This window comes from Kitasatospora sp. NPDC127116 (genome assembly GCF_042677365.1).
Classification (GTDB): domain Bacteria; phylum Actinomycetota; class Actinomycetes; order Streptomycetales; family Streptomycetaceae; genus Kitasatospora; species Kitasatospora lactacystinica.
On record NZ_JBHXTL010000027.1, the window covers coordinates 36,073 to 50,974 of the forward strand.

15 protein-coding genes are annotated in these 14,902 nt (G+C 73.1%); 11 read left to right on the forward strand and 4 right to left on the reverse strand.

Annotated features, from left to right (window positions below; genetic code table 11):
• Positions 1 to 164: 164 nt before the first annotated feature.
• From ACFVHV_RS13875 to ACFVHV_RS13885, 3 genes are all read left to right on the forward strand, one after another.
• Positions 165 to 1,454 (forward strand): glycosyltransferase family 39 protein, encoded by a 1,290-nt coding sequence (locus tag ACFVHV_RS13875; protein WP_380351286.1) that lies wholly within the window; start codon positions 165 to 167, stop codon positions 1,452 to 1,454.
• A 63-nt stretch (positions 1,455 to 1,517) separates the two neighbouring features.
• Positions 1,518 to 2,009, forward strand: coding sequence for a MarR family winged helix-turn-helix transcriptional regulator (locus ACFVHV_RS13880; protein ID WP_359902797.1), 492 nt, complete (start codon positions 1,518 to 1,520; stop codon positions 2,007 to 2,009).
• 95 nt (positions 2,010 to 2,104) lie between these two features.
• The gene (locus ACFVHV_RS13885; RefSeq protein ID WP_359902799.1) at positions 2,105 to 3,553 is read left to right on the forward strand and encodes a DHA2 family efflux MFS transporter permease subunit; all 1,449 of its coding nucleotides are present in this window, start codon (positions 2,105 to 2,107) and stop codon (positions 3,551 to 3,553) included.
• 58 nt (positions 3,554 to 3,611) lie between these two features.
• Here the strand turns inward: ACFVHV_RS13885 and ACFVHV_RS13890 are convergent, their stop codons facing one another.
• Complete coding sequence (locus ACFVHV_RS13890) at positions 3,612 to 4,094, reverse strand: hypothetical protein (RefSeq protein WP_078589103.1); 483 nt, start codon at positions 4,092 to 4,094, stop codon at positions 3,612 to 3,614.
• Between the two features lie 439 nt (positions 4,095 to 4,533).
• On the opposite strand from ACFVHV_RS13890, the gene hemL reads away from it, so the two are divergent.
• The 7 genes from hemL to ACFVHV_RS13925 all read left to right on the forward strand — a co-directional run bounded on the left by hemL (position 4,534) and on the right by ACFVHV_RS13925 (position 11,579).
• Positions 4,534 to 5,862 carry a glutamate-1-semialdehyde 2,1-aminomutase gene (gene hemL, locus ACFVHV_RS13895; protein ID WP_380351288.1) on the forward strand — a complete coding sequence of 443 codons (1,329 nt, stop codon included), beginning with the start codon at positions 4,534 to 4,536 and terminating at the stop codon, positions 5,860 to 5,862.
• Positions 5,863 to 5,936: 74 nt separating this feature from the next.
• The gene (locus ACFVHV_RS13900) at positions 5,937 to 6,587 is read left to right on the forward strand and encodes a histidine phosphatase family protein (RefSeq protein WP_359902904.1); all 651 of its coding nucleotides are present in this window, start codon (positions 5,937 to 5,939) and stop codon (positions 6,585 to 6,587) included.
• A gap of 164 nt (positions 6,588 to 6,751) precedes the next feature.
• Positions 6,752 to 7,369, forward strand: a complete 618-nt coding sequence (locus tag ACFVHV_RS13905; RefSeq protein WP_359902808.1) for a TlpA disulfide reductase family protein — start codon at positions 6,752 to 6,754, stop codon at positions 7,367 to 7,369.
• Between the two features lie 2 nt (positions 7,370 to 7,371).
• Complete coding sequence (locus ACFVHV_RS13910) at positions 7,372 to 8,142, forward strand: cytochrome c biogenesis protein CcdA (protein WP_359902907.1); 771 nt, start codon at positions 7,372 to 7,374, stop codon at positions 8,140 to 8,142.
• A 2-nt stretch (positions 8,143 to 8,144) separates the two neighbouring features.
• The gene (locus ACFVHV_RS13915; protein ID WP_359902811.1) at positions 8,145 to 9,923 is read left to right on the forward strand and encodes a cytochrome c biogenesis protein ResB; all 1,779 of its coding nucleotides are present in this window, start codon (positions 8,145 to 8,147) and stop codon (positions 9,921 to 9,923) included.
• Positions 9,924 to 9,926: 3 nt separating this feature from the next.
• Positions 9,927 to 11,054 carry a c-type cytochrome biogenesis protein CcsB gene (ccsB, locus tag ACFVHV_RS13920; protein WP_359902814.1) on the forward strand — a complete coding sequence of 376 codons (1,128 nt, stop codon included), beginning with the start codon at positions 9,927 to 9,929 and terminating at the stop codon, positions 11,052 to 11,054.
• Between the two features lie 138 nt (positions 11,055 to 11,192).
• On the forward strand, positions 11,193 to 11,579 hold the full coding sequence (locus ACFVHV_RS13925) for a hypothetical protein (RefSeq protein ID WP_380351291.1): 387 nt from the start codon (positions 11,193 to 11,195) through the stop codon (positions 11,577 to 11,579).
• Positions 11,580 to 11,641: 62 nt separating this feature from the next.
• Here the strand turns inward: ACFVHV_RS13925 and ACFVHV_RS13930 are convergent, their stop codons facing one another.
• Positions 11,642 to 12,763: a ScbA/BarX family gamma-butyrolactone biosynthesis protein gene (locus ACFVHV_RS13930; protein ID WP_380351292.1), complete on the reverse strand. Its 1,122-nt coding sequence runs from the start codon at positions 12,761 to 12,763 to the stop codon at positions 11,642 to 11,644.
• Positions 12,764 to 13,112: 349 nt separating this feature from the next.
• Here ACFVHV_RS13930 and ACFVHV_RS13935 point away from each other — a divergent pair, with 349 nt between their 5' ends.
• The gene (locus tag ACFVHV_RS13935) at positions 13,113 to 13,757 is read left to right on the forward strand and encodes a ScbR family autoregulator-binding transcription factor (protein WP_380351294.1); all 645 of its coding nucleotides are present in this window, start codon (positions 13,113 to 13,115) and stop codon (positions 13,755 to 13,757) included.
• 70 nt (positions 13,758 to 13,827) lie between these two features.
• Here the strand turns inward: ACFVHV_RS13935 and ACFVHV_RS13940 are convergent, their stop codons facing one another.
• Positions 13,828 to 14,439, reverse strand: a complete 612-nt coding sequence (locus tag ACFVHV_RS13940) for a ScbR family autoregulator-binding transcription factor (protein ID WP_359902825.1) — start codon at positions 14,437 to 14,439, stop codon at positions 13,828 to 13,830.
• Positions 14,440 to 14,660: 221 nt separating this feature from the next.
• Complete coding sequence (locus ACFVHV_RS13945) at positions 14,661 to 14,870, reverse strand: acyl-CoA carboxylase epsilon subunit (RefSeq protein WP_359902827.1); 210 nt, start codon at positions 14,868 to 14,870, stop codon at positions 14,661 to 14,663.
• Between the last annotated feature and the right edge of the window lie 32 nt (positions 14,871 to 14,902).

The window sequence follows — 14,902 nt, forward strand, 5'->3', positions numbered from 1 at the left end:
GACCGGGCGGCGACGGCCTGGTCTTCGGCACGGGTGGCACGGCGCCGGACAGGGCTCCGGGGGCACCAGGGGGCCTCGGTTCGGGGGCGTGCCGTAGGCTCACGGGAAAATCGTTGCGCCGGAGCCGCGCGGACCACGAGCGGGGCGGGGAGTACCCAGACCAGATGAGCACGGCATCGAGCACTGAGTCGTCCAGCACCCAGTCCGGAGCGCCCGCGGCGCCCGCAGCGGAGTCGGCGGAGACCCCCGAGGAACGGACCGGCCGGGAGCCCGGCCGGTTCGGGGCGCTGGTGGACCGCTTCGGGCCCGCACTGGGCGCGTACGCGGCGGTCAAGGCCATCGGCGTGACCGTCTTCATGCTGCTGCTCTCGCACACCGGCGACTACCTGACCAAGCAGCCGGGCCGCGGGGGCGCTGCCAAGCCCTGGGACGTGCTGGGCACCTGGGACGGCGTCTGGTACCAGCGGATCGCCGAGAACGGGTACAACCCGCAGCTGATCCCGCTGCACGGCTTCCCGCTGGCGACCTACTACGAGAACTCGGCCGCCTTCTTCCCGCTCTACCCCTGGCTGATGCGGCTGGTCGGCGCGGTCACCGGGCTCGGCCCGTACGGCTCCGGGATCGTCGTCTCGGTGCTGGCCTCGCTGGTCGCGGCGGCCGGGATCTTCGCGATCGCCGAGCGGCTCGGCGGCTTCCGGGCGGGCGTGATCGCGGCGGTGCTCTGGGGCCTGTTCCCGGGCTCCGGCGTGGAGTGGGCGGTCTACTCGGACTCGCTGTTCGTCGCGCTGTCCGCCTGGGCCTGCTACTGCGTGATGACCCGCCGCTGGCTCGCGGCCGGTGTGCTGACGCTGGTGGCGGGCCTCAACCGGCCGACCGCCGCCGTGCTGATCGCCGCCGTCTCGATCGCCGCGCTGGTCGCGCTGGTCCGCCGCACCGACGGGGTGGCCCGTCCGCTGACCGCGATGCTGATCACGCCGTGGGGCCTGCTCGGCTACGTCGCCTGGGTCGGCTGGAAGATGGGCGACTGGGGCGGCTACTTCAAGCTCCAGCAGGGCGCCTGGAACCGCTACTTCGACGGCGGCTCCTCCACCCTGCGCACGATCAGGGACGTGATCACCGGCCACTGGACCTACTGGCAGGCCAATCCCGTCCCGGACCTGATCGCGATCGGCCTGCTGATCGCGCTGCCCGGGCTGGTGCTGCTGCTGTGGCGCACCCGGCCGCCGCTGGTGCTGTGGGTCTACACCGGGCTCACCATCTTCACCGCGCTGAGCACCAACCAGATCTTCGGCAACATCTCGCGCTACCTGCTGCCCGCCTTCCCGCTCTGCATCGGCCTGGCGGTGGCGCTGCGCCGGGTGCGGCTCTCCTCGCTGGCCTGGCTGCTGGCGATGCCCGTCCTCGCGGCGGGCTGGTACGGGGGCTATGCGCTGTTCGAGTTGGGCATCCCGTAGACCCGGCGTTGGTTGGCTACGGGATCATCCGGGAGCAGACGGGCCGTTGCTAACCTCGGACGTATGACGACGACCCCGCCGCCCGTGCGCCAGATCCGCGACATCTCCGGGCTGATGGACCACGCGAGCCACGTGCTGGCCACCCGGATGGCGGCCGCCTTCACCGAGCTCGGGATCACCCCGCGCGCCTACTGCGTGCTGTTCCACGCGCAGGAGTCCGAACGCACCCAGATCCAGCTGGCCGAGCTGGCGGACCTGGACAAGACGACCATGGTGGTCACCGTCGACGAGCTGGAGAAGGCGGGCCTGGCCGAGCGCCGCCCGTCCGCGACCGACCGGCGGGCCCGGATCGTCTCGGTCACCGAGGCGGGCGAGCGGGCCGTGGTGCAGGGCACCGCGATCGCCGACCGGGTGCACCGCGAGCTGCTGGAGGCGCTGCCGCAGCCGGAGCGCGAGGTGTTCGTCTCGGCCCTGACCCGCCTGGTGGAGGGCCACCTCGCGGAACCGGTCGAGGTCGAGCGCACCGTCCGCCGTGCCCGCCGCTCCCGGGGCTGACCGCCCCGACCCCAAGCTGCTCCCGAGATAGATAGTCCCGAACAAAACGATCTGATAGCGTCCTACCCGGTACTCGACGAACCGGGAGAACCGCCATGACCACGCACGCCCCGGCCGCGCCCACGCCGGCCTCCGCAGCCCCCGCCACCGCCCGCTCCCGCACCCTCGCGCTCGCGGTGCTCTGCGCGGGAATGCTGATGATCGTCCTGGACGGCTCGATCGTCACCGTGGCGCTGCCCGCGATCCAGGGCGACCTGCACTTCTCGCCCGCCGGACTCACCTGGACGGTCAACGCCTACCTGATCGCCTTCGGCGGCCTGCTCCTGCTGGCCGGCCGGCTCGGCGACCTGATCGGCCGCAGGCGGATGTTCGTCGCCGGGCTCACCCTCTTCACCGCCGCCTCGCTGCTCTGCGCCGTCGCCACCGGGCAGCAGGCGCTGATCGCCGCCCGCTTCCTCCAGGGCGTCGGCGGCGCGATGGCCTCCGCCGTCAGCCTCGGCATGATCGTCACGCTCTTCCCCGAGCCGGCCGAGCGCGGCCGGGCGATCGGCGCGTTCAGCTTCGTCGGCGCGGCCGGCGCCTCGATCGGCCAGGTCCTCGGCGGGGTGCTCACCCAGGCCCTCAACTGGCACTGGATCTTCCTGATCAACCTGCCGCTCGGCCTGGCCGCCGTCCTGCTCTCCCTGCGGCTGCTGGAGTCCGACCGCGGCCCCGGCCTGCGGGCCGGCGCCGACGTGCTCGGCGCCGTGCTGATCACCGCCGCCCTGATGCTCGGCATCTACACCATCGTCGGCACCGGCCAGCACGGCTGGACCTCGGCCCGCACCCTGGGCCTCGGCGCGCTCTCGCTCGCGCTGCTGGCCGGCTTCCTGCTCCGGCAGGCCCGGGCCGCCCAACCCCTGCTCCCGCTGCGGATGTTCCGCTCGCGCAACGTCTCCGGCGCCAACGCCGTGCAGGTGCTGACCATCTCCGGGATGTTCGGCTTCCAGATCATGGTCGCGCTCTACCTGCAGCAGGTCCTCGGCTACGGCGCCGCCGCCACCGGCCTGGCGATGCTGCCGGCGGCGGCCGCCATCGGCGCGGTGTCGCTGCTGCTCTCGGCCCGGCTGAGCGCCCGGTTCGGCGAGCGCGCCGTGCTGCTCGCGGGGCTCGCCATGCTGCTCGCCGCGCTCGCACTGCTGGTCCGGCTGCCCGCCGACGCCGACTACGTCGTCCACCTGCTGCCGACCATGCTGCTGATCGCGGGCGGCGGCCTGGTGCTGTCCACGCTCGCGGTCCTCGGCATGTCGGGCGCCGGACCGCAGGACGCGGGCACCGCCTCCGGCCTGTTCAACACCACCCAGCAGGTCGGCGGCGCGCTCGGGGTCGCCGTCCTCGGCACCCTCGCGAGCGGCCGCACCGCCGCCCTGGCCGCGGCCGGACACCCCGCCGCGGACGCCCTGGCCGGCGGCTTCCGCCTCGCCTTCGCGGTCGCCGCCGGGCTGCTCGCGGTGGCCCTGCTGCTCGCCGCCACCGTCCTGCGGCCGACCGGGCGTCAGAACTGACGGTCCGCCAACCCGCCCCGCCCCGGCCCGCGTTCGAACGGCGCGCCGGGGCCGGGCGTCACGGCCAGACCAGGCAGTACAGCTGGTGCCCGGCCTCGTGCAGCCGGTTGGCGAAGTCCTGCCACTCGTGCAGCATGCTGTAGATCACGAACGCGTCCCGCGGTCCGCGCCGGTCCGGCACGGTGGACCAGATGAAGGCGGCGGCGCCGAGCTCCGTCTCGTCGGCCTTGCGCAACGGCTCGACGACGTTGTGGGGCAGCTGGACGACGGCGTAGTCGGGGTGCAGCACGACCAGTTCCAGCGGCGGCACCTGGTGCAGCGGCACGCCCTGGATGCCGGTGAGCACCATGGCGCTCATCGTCTCCGGCTTGATCTTGGTGGAGAGGTGGCCGGTGGGGGAGCCACTGGTCTCCATCAGGTCGCCGAGCCGTCCCAGCGAGCCGAGCTCGCCGGCGTCCAGGCCGAGTCCGCCCGGGCCGAGGGCGGTGGGGACTCTGGCGGCGGTCGCGCGGTCCGGGGCCCCGAAGTACTTGTAGGTCACCCCCACGCGTCCCTCACCCCGCCTCTCACCGCCGCGACGACCACGACCCGTACCCGCTCCCGTACCCCCGCGTGCGGTTTCGGCGGGCCTGCGGGAGCCCCCCGCAGCCTCGTCGTAGCCGTCCTGCGCCTCGGACACTCGGACCATCCTCACCGGAATTCGCCGGAATCGACAGACCCCCGCACATCCGGCGCCCACCGGACGTGCTCCTTACCCGTCATGCGCCGCCGTACCCACTCGTGGTACGCGGCAGTCCTCTCCACACCCCTGCACACAAACCGGAACGCCCGTGCACTCTGTGTACACAGTCTGACTGGTCCCCGGTCCGGTGCAGTCAGCGGCCCCTGCTGTACGGACAACCGTACAGACAACGGTGCCCGGATCATCGTTCCAGATGATCGGGTCGGACATGCAGAGCGTGAGGACACGATTTGAGACCATGTCTTTTGTGAGCTACCCCTACGAAGCCCCCCAGTCCCAGTCGCTGTTCGACCGCGCCTCCGTGGTGACGCCCGGCGGCGTCAACTCCCCGGTGCGCGCCTTCCGCGCGGTCGGCGGCACGCCGCGCTTCATGGTGTCCGGCACCGGCCCCTACCTGACCGACGCCGACGGCCGCGAGTACGTCGACCTGGTGTGCTCGTGGGGTCCGATGATCCTCGGCCACGCGCACCCCGCGGTGATCGACGCCGTCCAGCAGGCCGTCTCCAAGGGCACCTCCTTCGGCACCCCCGGCCAGGGCGAGGTCGAGCTGGCCGAGGAGATCGTCGGCCGGGTCGCCCCGGTCGAGCAGGTCCGCCTGGTCTCCTCCGGCACCGAGGCCACCATGTCCGCGATCCGGCTGGCCCGCGGCTTCACCGGCCGGGCGAAGGTGGTCAAGTTCGCCGGCTGCTACCACGGTCACGTGGACGCGCTGCTGGCCGCCGCCGGTTCCGGCGTGGCCACCTTCGGCCTGCCGGACACCCCGGGCGTCACCGGCGCCCAGGCCGGCGACACCATCGTGCTGCCGTACAACGACCTGGCCGCCGTGGAGCAGGCCTTCGCCGCCCACCCGGGCGAGATCGCCTGCGTGATCACCGAGGCCTCGCCCGGCAACATGGGCGTCGTCCCGCCGCTGCCCGGCTTCAACGGCGGCCTGGCCCGGCTCTGCCGCGAGAACGGCGCGCTGTTCATCTCCGACGAGGTGATGACCGGCTTCCGCGTCTCCAAGGCCGGCTGGTACGGCCTGGAGGCGGCGAACGAGGGCTGGGCGCCGGACCTGCTGACCTTCGGCAAGGTCATGGGCGGCGGCTTCCCGGCCGCGGCCTTCGGCGGCCGCGCCGACGTGATGGCGCACCTGGCCCCGGCCGGCCCGGTCTACCAGGCGGGCACCCTGTCCGGGAACCCGATCGCCACCGCGGCCGGCCTGGCCCAGCTGCGCGGCTGCACCGACGAGGTGTACGCCACGGTGGACAAGGTCGCCGCCGAGGTCTCCGGCCTGGTCACCGACGCGCTCGCCAAGGAGGGCGTGGCCCACCGGCTGCAGACCGCCGGGAACATGTTCTCGGTGTTCTTCACCGAGGCCCCGGTCACCGACTACGACGAGGCCAGGACCCAGGAGGCGTACCGTTTCACCGCCTTCTTCCACGCGATGCTGGCCGCGGGCGTCTACCTGCCGCCGTCCGCCTTCGAGTCCTGGTTCGTCTCGGCGGCCCACGACGAGCGGGCGATCGAGCGGATCGCCGCCGCCCTGCCGGCCGCCGCGCGCGCCGCTGCCGCCGCCACGGCCTGACCCGTCGCGGCCCGAACCCGATTCCCAGGAGTAGTCGAGAAGTGAGCGCCAAAGAGATCACCGTCGTCCACGTGATGCGGCACGGCGAGGTGCACAACCCGGAGGGCGTCCTGTACGGGCGCCTGCCGGACTACCACCTGTCCGAGCTGGGCCGGAAGATGGCCGAGCGGGTCGCCGAGGACCTGGCCGGCCGGGACATCACCCACGTGGTGGCCTCCCCGCTGGAGCGGGCCCAGGAGACCGCCGCGCCGATCGCCGAGGCGCACGGCCTGGACGTCGCGGCGGACGGGCGGCTGATCGAGGCGGAGAACGTCTTCGAGGGCAAGACCTTCGGGGTCGGCGACGGGTCGCTGCGGAACCCGGGCTACTGGAAGTACCTCACCAACCCGTTCAAGCCCTCGTGGGGCGAGCCGTACCTCGACCAGGCGGTGCGGATGATGGGCGCGCTCGGCGCCGCCCGGGACGCCGCGCGCGGGCACGAGGCGGTCTGCGTCAGCCACCAGCTGCCGATCTGGACCCTGCGCTCCTTCGTGGAGCGCCGCCGGCTCTGGCACGACCCGCGCAACCGGCAGTGCTCGCTGGCCTCGCTGACCAGCTTCACCTTCGAGGGCGACCGGATCGTCTCGGTCGGCTACCGCGAGCCGGCCCGCGACCTGCTGCCCGCGCACCTGGTGGGCAAGGGCCGCAAGGGCGACAAGCCGGTGGGCAAGAGCTTCGGCGCCTAGCCTCCGCACCTTCGCCGCCCCGCCTCCGTAAGCGGCGTGTAAGTATGACTTCGGGTCACCTGGCAGATGCCGGGTGACCCGATTTCGTCGCAGGTCAGAGGGGGTGCGACGCGCAAGGCAGGACCCCGGCGAACCGGCCCGGAACTCCATGCGAAACTTTTCACATGTCTGCCATGACGCGCCCCCGTCCCCGTGTCGCCGCAGCAGCCGCCGCCACCGTCGCCGCCGCTGCGCTCGCCCTCACCGGCTGCTCCTCCTCGGGCTCGTCGGGCGGCGGCGAGGGCCAGGTCGGCTTCGTCACGGTCAAGGGCACCAACCTGTCGAAGGCGGAGGCCGGCAAGCGCGGGGACGCGCCGGACATCTCCGGCGAGACGCTGGAGGGCACCGCGGCCAAGCTCTCCGACTACCGGGGCAAGGTCGTCGTGCTGAACGTCTGGGGCTCCTGGTGCGGCCCGTGCCGGGCCGAGGCCAAGAGCCTCCAGAACGTCTCGGAGAAGTACAAGGACCAGGGCGTCCAGTTCCTCGGCATCAACACCCGGGACACCGAGAAGCAGAACGCCGTCCGCTTCGAGCAGGAGCAGGGCGTCACCTACCCGAGCCTCTTCGACCCGGCCGGCACCCAGCTGCTCAAGTTCCCCAAGGGCAGCCTCAACCCGCAGTCCATCCCGACCACCCTGATCGTCGACCGGGACGGCAAGCTGGCCGCCCGCGCCGTCGGCGGCACCACCGAGGACGCGCTGGAGTCGATCCTCCAGCCGGTGGTGGCGGAGCAGAAGCAGTGAGTCTGCCGCCCCTGCACCTCGCCGACGCCACCTCGACCGTCCAGAGCGGCGCGCTGCTGGCCGCCGCCCCGGTCGCGCTGGTGGCGGGGCTGGCGTCGTTCTTCTCGCCGTGCGTGCTGCCGCTGGTCCCCGGCTACCTGTCGTACGTGACCGGCTTCTCCGCCGCCGACCTCGCGGACGCCCGCGGTTCGCGGCGCGGCCGGATGCTGCTCGGCGTGGTGCTGTTCATCCTCGGCTTCACCGCGGTGTTCGTCTCCACCGGCGCCCTGTTCGGCTACTTCGGCCAGGAGCTCCAGGACTACAAGCGGATCATCAGCATCGTGCTGGGCTCGCTCACCGTGGTGATGGGCCTGGCGTTCATGGGCCTGGTGCCCGGGCTGAGCATGCGCGAGGTCCGCTCCCACCGCCGCCCGGCGGTCGGCCTGCTGGGCGCCCCGATGCTCGGGGTGGTGTTCGGCGTCGGCTGGACCCCGTGCATGGGCCCGACCCTGACCGCCGTGCAGAACCTGGCCCTCAACCAGGCCGACGCCCAGCGTGGCGCGCTGCTGACCACCTTCTACTGCCTGGGCCTCGGCGTACCGTTCATCCTGGCCGCGGTGGCCTTCCGCCGGGCGCTGGGCGCCTTCGGCTGGGTCAAGCGGCACTACCCGCTCGTCATGAGGATCGGCGGCGGCATGCTCGTCGCGGTCGGTCTGCTGCTCGTCACCGGGATCTGGGACTCGATGATGAGCCAGCTGCAGTCCTGGACCGCCGACTTCCAGATCGGAATCTGACCGTGAGCAACACCACGACCGAGACCGAGCAGCCGCCGGCGCCGGACGACAGTGCCGCCGAGCGGCTCAGCACCGCCCCGGTCGAGTCCGAAGGCCCGACCGGCATAGGGCCGTTCGGCTGGGCCCGCTGGATGTGGCGCCAGCTGACCTCGATGCGGGTCGCCCTGATCCTGCTGTTCCTGCTGTCGCTGGCCGCCATCCCCGGCTCGCTGATCCCGCAGAACGGGCAGAACCAGTTCAAGGTGCAGACCTGGAAGGCGCAGCACACCACGGTCGCGCCGATCTACGAGAAGCTCCAGCTGTTCGACGTCTACAGCTCGGTCTGGTTCTCCGCGATCTACATCCTGCTGTTCGTCTCGCTGGCCGGCTGCATCGTCCCGCGCACCTGGCAGTTCGTCGGCGTGCTGCGCTCCCGGCCGCCGGCCGCGCCGCGCAACCTGACCCGGATGCCGGTGCACGCGGTCTGGCGCACCGAGGCGGACGCCGACCGGGTGAACGCCGCCGCGCACCGGCTGCTGCGCAAGCGCGGCTTCCGCGCCCACCTGTCCGGCGGCGCGGTCGCGGCCGAGAAGGGCTACCTGCGCGAGGTCGGCAACCTGCTGTTCCACCTGTCGCTGTTCGCGCTGCTCGGCGGCTTCGCCTGGTCCAGCCTGGCCGCCGGCACCGGCGGCAAGCTGATGATCGAGGGCGAGGCCTACTCCAACACCATCACCCAGCTCGACGACTTCACCGGCACCCGGTTCTACGGCAGCCAGGACCTCGACCCCTTCTACCTGAAGCTGGACGGCTTCACCTCGAAGTTCCAGGAGAAGGGCGACCAGATCGGCGCCGCCCGGCAGTTCACCGCGCACGTCCAGTACTCCGAGGGCGGCGACCCGTCCGCGCTGAAGAAGTCGACGATCGAGGTGAACCACCCGCTGGAGGTCGGCGGCAGCAAGGTCTACCTGATCGGCCACGGCTACGCCCCGATGATCACCCTCAAGAACGGCAAGGGCGACGTCGTCTACCAGGGCGCCGTCCCGTTCCTGCCGCAGGACGGCAACCTGACCTCCACCGGCGTGGTGAAGGCCTCCGACTACGGCGTGGGTCCCGACGGCAACAAGACCCAGATGGGCTTCTCCGGGTTCTTCCTGCCGACCGCCCCGCTGAGCTTCGAGGGCACCGGCCCGGTCTCGCTGTTCCCCGGTGACGCCGCCCCCGAACTGGTGCTGAACGCCTTCGCGGGCGACCTGGGCACCGACTCCGGCCTGCCGCAGAACGTCTACCAGCTCAACACCCGCAAGCTCACCCAGCTGACCCAGGACGGCCAGCCGGCCAAGGCCAGGCTCAAGCCGGGTGAGGGCTGGAACCTCCCCGACGGCTACGGCTCCATCACTTTCGACGGCTACAAGCAGTGGGCGAGCTTCAACATCACGCACCGCCCGGGCAACGAGATCGCCCTGGTCGGCGGCGTGCTGGCGATCCTCGGTCTGATCGGCTCGCTGTTCATCCAGCGCCGCCGGATCTGGGTGCGGGCGGTCGCCCTGCCGGGCGGCGGCACCCAGGTCGAGCTGGCCGGCCTGGCCCGCAGCGAGTCGGCGAAGATCGCCGAGGAGCTGGCGGAGCTCGCGGTCGACCTCCAGGACGACGCCCCGGCCTCCGAGGACGACGCCCCGGCCTCCGAGGAGGACGCCGGGGACGGTGCCGGGGAAGCCGACACCGCGTCCGACGCGACACCCCACGACCCCGAGGCCGAGGCCTCAGCCCCCGCAGTCCCTGCCGACCAGAACTCCAAGGAGTAGACGGTGCAACTCGCCTCGGCGGTCGACCCACAGCTGGCCGACCTCTCCAACAAGCTGATCTATTCGGCGATGGTGGTCTACACGCTCGCCATGTTCGCCCACATGATCGAGTGGACCTTCGGCAGCAAGGGCGCCGTCGCCGTCCGCTCGAAGGTCCAGGCCGGCACCCTCGGCGAGAGCGTCGCCACGGCCGAGAAGAAGGCCAGGAAGGTCACCGTCACCGTGGCGGGGGCCGGCGGCGGCACCACCACGCTCACCCGCACCGCGGTCGCGGGCGAGGGCGCGACGGTGGTCACCAGCGGGCGCGGCGTCGAGGAGGAGGACGGCCCGGGCGCGGCCGGCACCAACGAGCGGGCCGACCTGGCCGGCCGGATCGCCGTCTCGCTCACCGTGCTCGGCGCGGCGCTGCACGCGGGCGGGATCGTCGCCCGCGGCCTCTCGGTCTCGCGCTGGCCGTGGGGCAACATGTACGAGTTCTCCTGCGCCTTCGCCTTCGCCATGACGGCGGCGTACCTGGTGCTGCTGGCCGCGAAGAAGAACGTCCGCTGGCTCGGCCTGCCGGTCGTCCTCGCGGGGCTGCTGACCCTCGGCATCGCCACCACGGTGCTGTACACCGACTCGGAGCAGCTCGTCCCGGCGCTGCACTCGCCGTGGCTGGCGATCCACGTGTCCACCGCGATCTTCTGCGGCGGCGCGTTCTACGCGGCGTTCATCGCGACGCTGCTGTACCTCGGCAAGGACTCCTTCGACAAGCGCATGGCGGCCGGCCTGACCACCGGTCCGCTGGGCACTTCGGCCTCGATCTGGCGCCGGCTGCCCGCCGCGTCGACCTTCGACAAGCTGTCCTACCGGATCAACGCCCTGGTCTTCCCGCTGTGGACCTTCACCATCATCGCGGGCGCGATCTGGGCCGAGGCGGCCTGGGGCAAGTACTGGGAGTGGGACCCGAAGGAGACCTGGTCGTTCATCACCTGGGTCGCCTACGCCTGCTACCTGCACGCCCGCGCGACGGCCGGCTGGAAGGGCCGCAAGGCCGCCTACCTGGCGCTGGCGGCGTTCGCCTGCTGGCTCTTCAACTACTACGGCGTGAACATCTTCGTCACCGGAAAGCACTCCTACGCGGGGATCTGACCGGGGCACACGATGACCCACCGGCCCGGCTCTCTCCCACAGGTAGCCGGGCCGATGTGCAGGGGTAGTGCGTGCCGGCCGCCGGTCGGTGCGAGAGGGAATTGAGGAGGAAATCGCGCAATGGAGTGCGACGAGGTCATGCTGACCGTCCGAATCACCGCCGCCGAGCGCATGCTGCTCCGCAGGCTCGCCCAGGGACACCGGAGCGACGTGTCCGAGGTGGTGTCCGACGCGCTGCTGGACATCATCCCCACGCTCAGCGCGCCGGGGGACGCCTACCGGCTGCTGGGGGCGCTGGCCATGCCCGCGCCGTGCGCCCTGACGGTCTGGCTGCCGACCGCGCTGGCCGACCTGCTGGTGCCGGGCGCGGCCCGGATCACGCAGATCACCGACGTCCGGGTCGAGTCGGCCAGTGCCGCCCTGGGCGCGGCGCTGCGGCTGTGGCTGGCCCAGGACCCGGTCCGGCTGGCGACCAATCTCAGCGTGATGCACGCGGGCCGGCCGGCCGCACTGGTGGCCGCCTGACGGGCACGAGCCCCCCGACGGGGTCGAGTCGCCCGTTTGGGGACCAGCCGTCCGTCGGGGGATCAGCTCGCCAGCGGCAGCCGGGTGCCGCCGAGGCCCGGCGCGGCGGGGCGGCCCTCGTAGGCCTCCCGCCGGGCCGGCACCCTCGGGCCCTCGGCCGGCCCGTCCAGGGGTGCGGTGAGCAGCAGGCACTCGGCCGCCGGCCGGCCGTCCTGGAGCAGCTGGACCCGTACCGCCAGCCGGCCGTCCGCCGCGACCGGCCCGGCGGTCGGCCCGGCGGTCGGTTCGGGGACCGCCCGGACGAAGCAGGGCCGGTCCAGCTCGATGTAGCGGTCGAAGGAGGTCACCAGCTCGACCGGCACCACCGGTTCGGGGTGGCGCAGCCGCTGGGCGGCCTGCCGGGCGGCCTCCAGCACCAGCATGCCGGGCACGTGGTCCAGCTCGTGGTCGAACAGCACCGGGTGGGTGGCGTCGGCCCGCAGCAGCCAGGTGTCCGGGGACAGGGTCGGGCCGAGCACCACGTCGGCGGGCTGCGCGCGGCCGACCAGCTCGGGTGCGGCGGGCGCCGGCAGGAGCGGCGGGGCGGTGCGCCGCGCGGGCCCGCGCAGCCGGGCGTACGAGGCGGGGGAGAGCACCCGCAGCCGGCCGCTGCCGCGGCCGATCGGCCGGCCGTCCCGGGTGACGTCGACGCGGACCCGCAGGGAGACCAGTTCGCCGTGCCGCATCCGGACGTCCTCGCAGCCGACGGTCAGCATCAGCGAGGCGGGGCCGGCGGTGACGGCCAGGCCCGGCAGTCCGGGTTCGTGGAGCGCGTAGGAGAGGTCCTCCATCACGAAGTGGTGGCCGCGCGGCACCCCGAACCCGGCGTGGCCGATCAGCAGTCCGGTCTGCCGGATCGTTTCGGCGAGCAGCACCGGGTCGTGGTAGCGGTCCCCGGGCAGCCGGTAGAAGCCGTGCAGCCGGGGCCACTGGGCGCCGAGCAGGAAGTCGTACGGGCCGGTGGCCTGCCAGCCGGTGAGGAACACCTCGGACACCGAGGCGCGGTGCACCAGGTGCCGGGAGACGGTCCGGTCGTGGAAGTCGTAGCCGGTCGCGGGGCCGTCGTGGAAGTCGAAGCCGCCACCGCCGCCCGGGCCGGGGCGGGCGTTCGGGCCGTGCGGGTCCGGCTCTACGATCGATGGCATGACGGGCCCCCGCTTCAGGGTGTCGGTCGGAGCGGCCGCCACGGCCGTCCGAGCAAAACATACATACCACCCGGTTTGTGTTTTGCGACTGGGGGTGCCCGGGTCGCATTCTCCGGCCCGATCACGCTACCTGCCCCGTGGGCTGGGGGAATGCCCGTTGAGGGGGTCCCGGACCATCGATGGGGGTCCGTCCCCGCTGGACGGCGGGGGCGAAGCAGGCGCTAGATTAGATACCAACCATGCGGTTTCGGAGGGTGCCGTCCGCATGCGAGCGCCGCCTCCGCAGGGGCCGCGCCGACAGCAGCCGGGTGGGGCGGGGATCGCGCCCGGCCGAGTCCGGAGGGGGCCAGTGGTCAAGCAGGAACGGGCTGGGCGGACCCGGCAGGCCGTACTGCTCGCCGCCGCGGAGACCTTCGCGCGCGTGGGCTTCGAGGCCGCCAGCCTGGTCGACATCAGCCGGCGGGCCGGGGTGAGCAAGGGGGCCCTCTACTTCCACTTCGTGTCCAAGCAGGCCCTCGCCGACGGGGTGCGCTGCGCCTCCGGACGGGAGGTCGGCTCGGCCGCGCTGCGCGCGCTGCGGGCCGACGGTCCGGCGCTCCAGGGCCTGATCGACTTCACGCACGAGCTGGCCCGGATGCTGCGCGAGGACGTGGTGGTGCGGGCCGGTGTCCGGCTCGGCCGGCCGGGGCCGCGCCGGGACGGTGCCCAGGAGGGGCCGGAGGGCCGGCCCGTTCCGGTGGCCCCCGACGTCGCCTGGCGCAGCCTCACCGCCGTCGTCCACCGGCTGCTGGACCGCGCCGCCGAGGCCGGCGAGCTGAGCCCCGGGGTGGACCGGCGGGCCGCCGCCGAACTGCTCACCGCGGTGGCGGCCGGCTTGGTGCTGCTCGCGGGCGAGGAGGCCGGCCGGCCCGGGCCGGAGGCCGTGAGCAGGCTCTGGACGGCGGCGCTGCCGGCCCTGGTGGCGGCGGAGCGGCGGGTGGGCTACCGGGTCTGAGCCGGCCGCCGTGGCCGCCCGGCCCCGGCGGCCCGGTCGCGCCCGGTCGCGCGCGGTCGTGCCCGGCGGCTCAGGCGCGCTCGGCGACGCTCAGCCGGGCGAGCGCGTGCGGCTGGACCAGGCCGGGCAGCAGCAGCGTCCAGAGGTCGGACAGCCGCTGGACCAGGTCCTGCCGGTCGGCCAGCACCTGGGAGCTCAGCTGGATGCCGGTGACGGCCCCGGTGATCACCCCGGCGGCCGCGGTCAGGTCGACGCCCGGGTGGAGGTCGCCGGCCTCCCGGGCGTGCTCCAGCAGTTCGCGGACCGTGTCCATCCAGCCCTGGTAGGCCGCGAGCTGCGGCTGGGTGAAGCTGCCGTGCTCGATCGTCAGCCGGATGCTGCCGCGCACCAGCGGGTCGGTCTGGAGCGCGCGGGCGAAGGCGTAGCCGAGGTCGATCAGGTTCTGCACCGGGCTGTCCGAGGCCGGTGTCCAGCCGGAGATGAAGACGCCCTGTCCCTCGATGACGGCGAGCGCCAGCTCCTCCTTGGAGCGGAAGTGGAAGTACAGCGCGCCCTTGGTGACGCCGGCCCGGTCCAGGATCTCGGACATCGTGGCGGCGGCGTAGCCCCGCTCGTCGAACACCTCGGCCGCGGCGACGAGTACCGCCTGGCGGGTCGCCAGTGCGCGGGCCTGCCTGGCCATCGCAGCCTCCCTGGAGTGTTCTGGTCTCGGCAGCGGCCGATCCTATGGGGGCGGACGGGGCGGCGGACGCATACCGTCCAGTAGGCATCCTACCGAGCCCTCCGCGGGCCCTTCCGGCCCCGGGCGAGCGGGCGGGGGCCGCTCCGGCGCGGCCCCGGGGCAATGCCGGACGGCCGGTCACCCGGGCGGGGTGACCGGCCGTCGGCTCGGGCCGCGGGCCGTCAGGCGGCCTGCTGCCAGCTGAACGGCGAGTAGTACGCCGGGCGGCGCTCCAGGCGCTGCCAGTTGGCGATCGGCTCGATCGGCGCGGCGGCGGCGGCCTGCTGCGCGGCGGCGGCGCGCGCGGCGAGGACGGCGGTCAGGGCGGCGAGTTCCTCGTCGGTGAGACTGCCGCGGACGATGCGGACGAGGGGTTCGGCGGAAGCGGTCATGTCCTGGTTTCTCCCCCGGTTGCTGCGGTCTG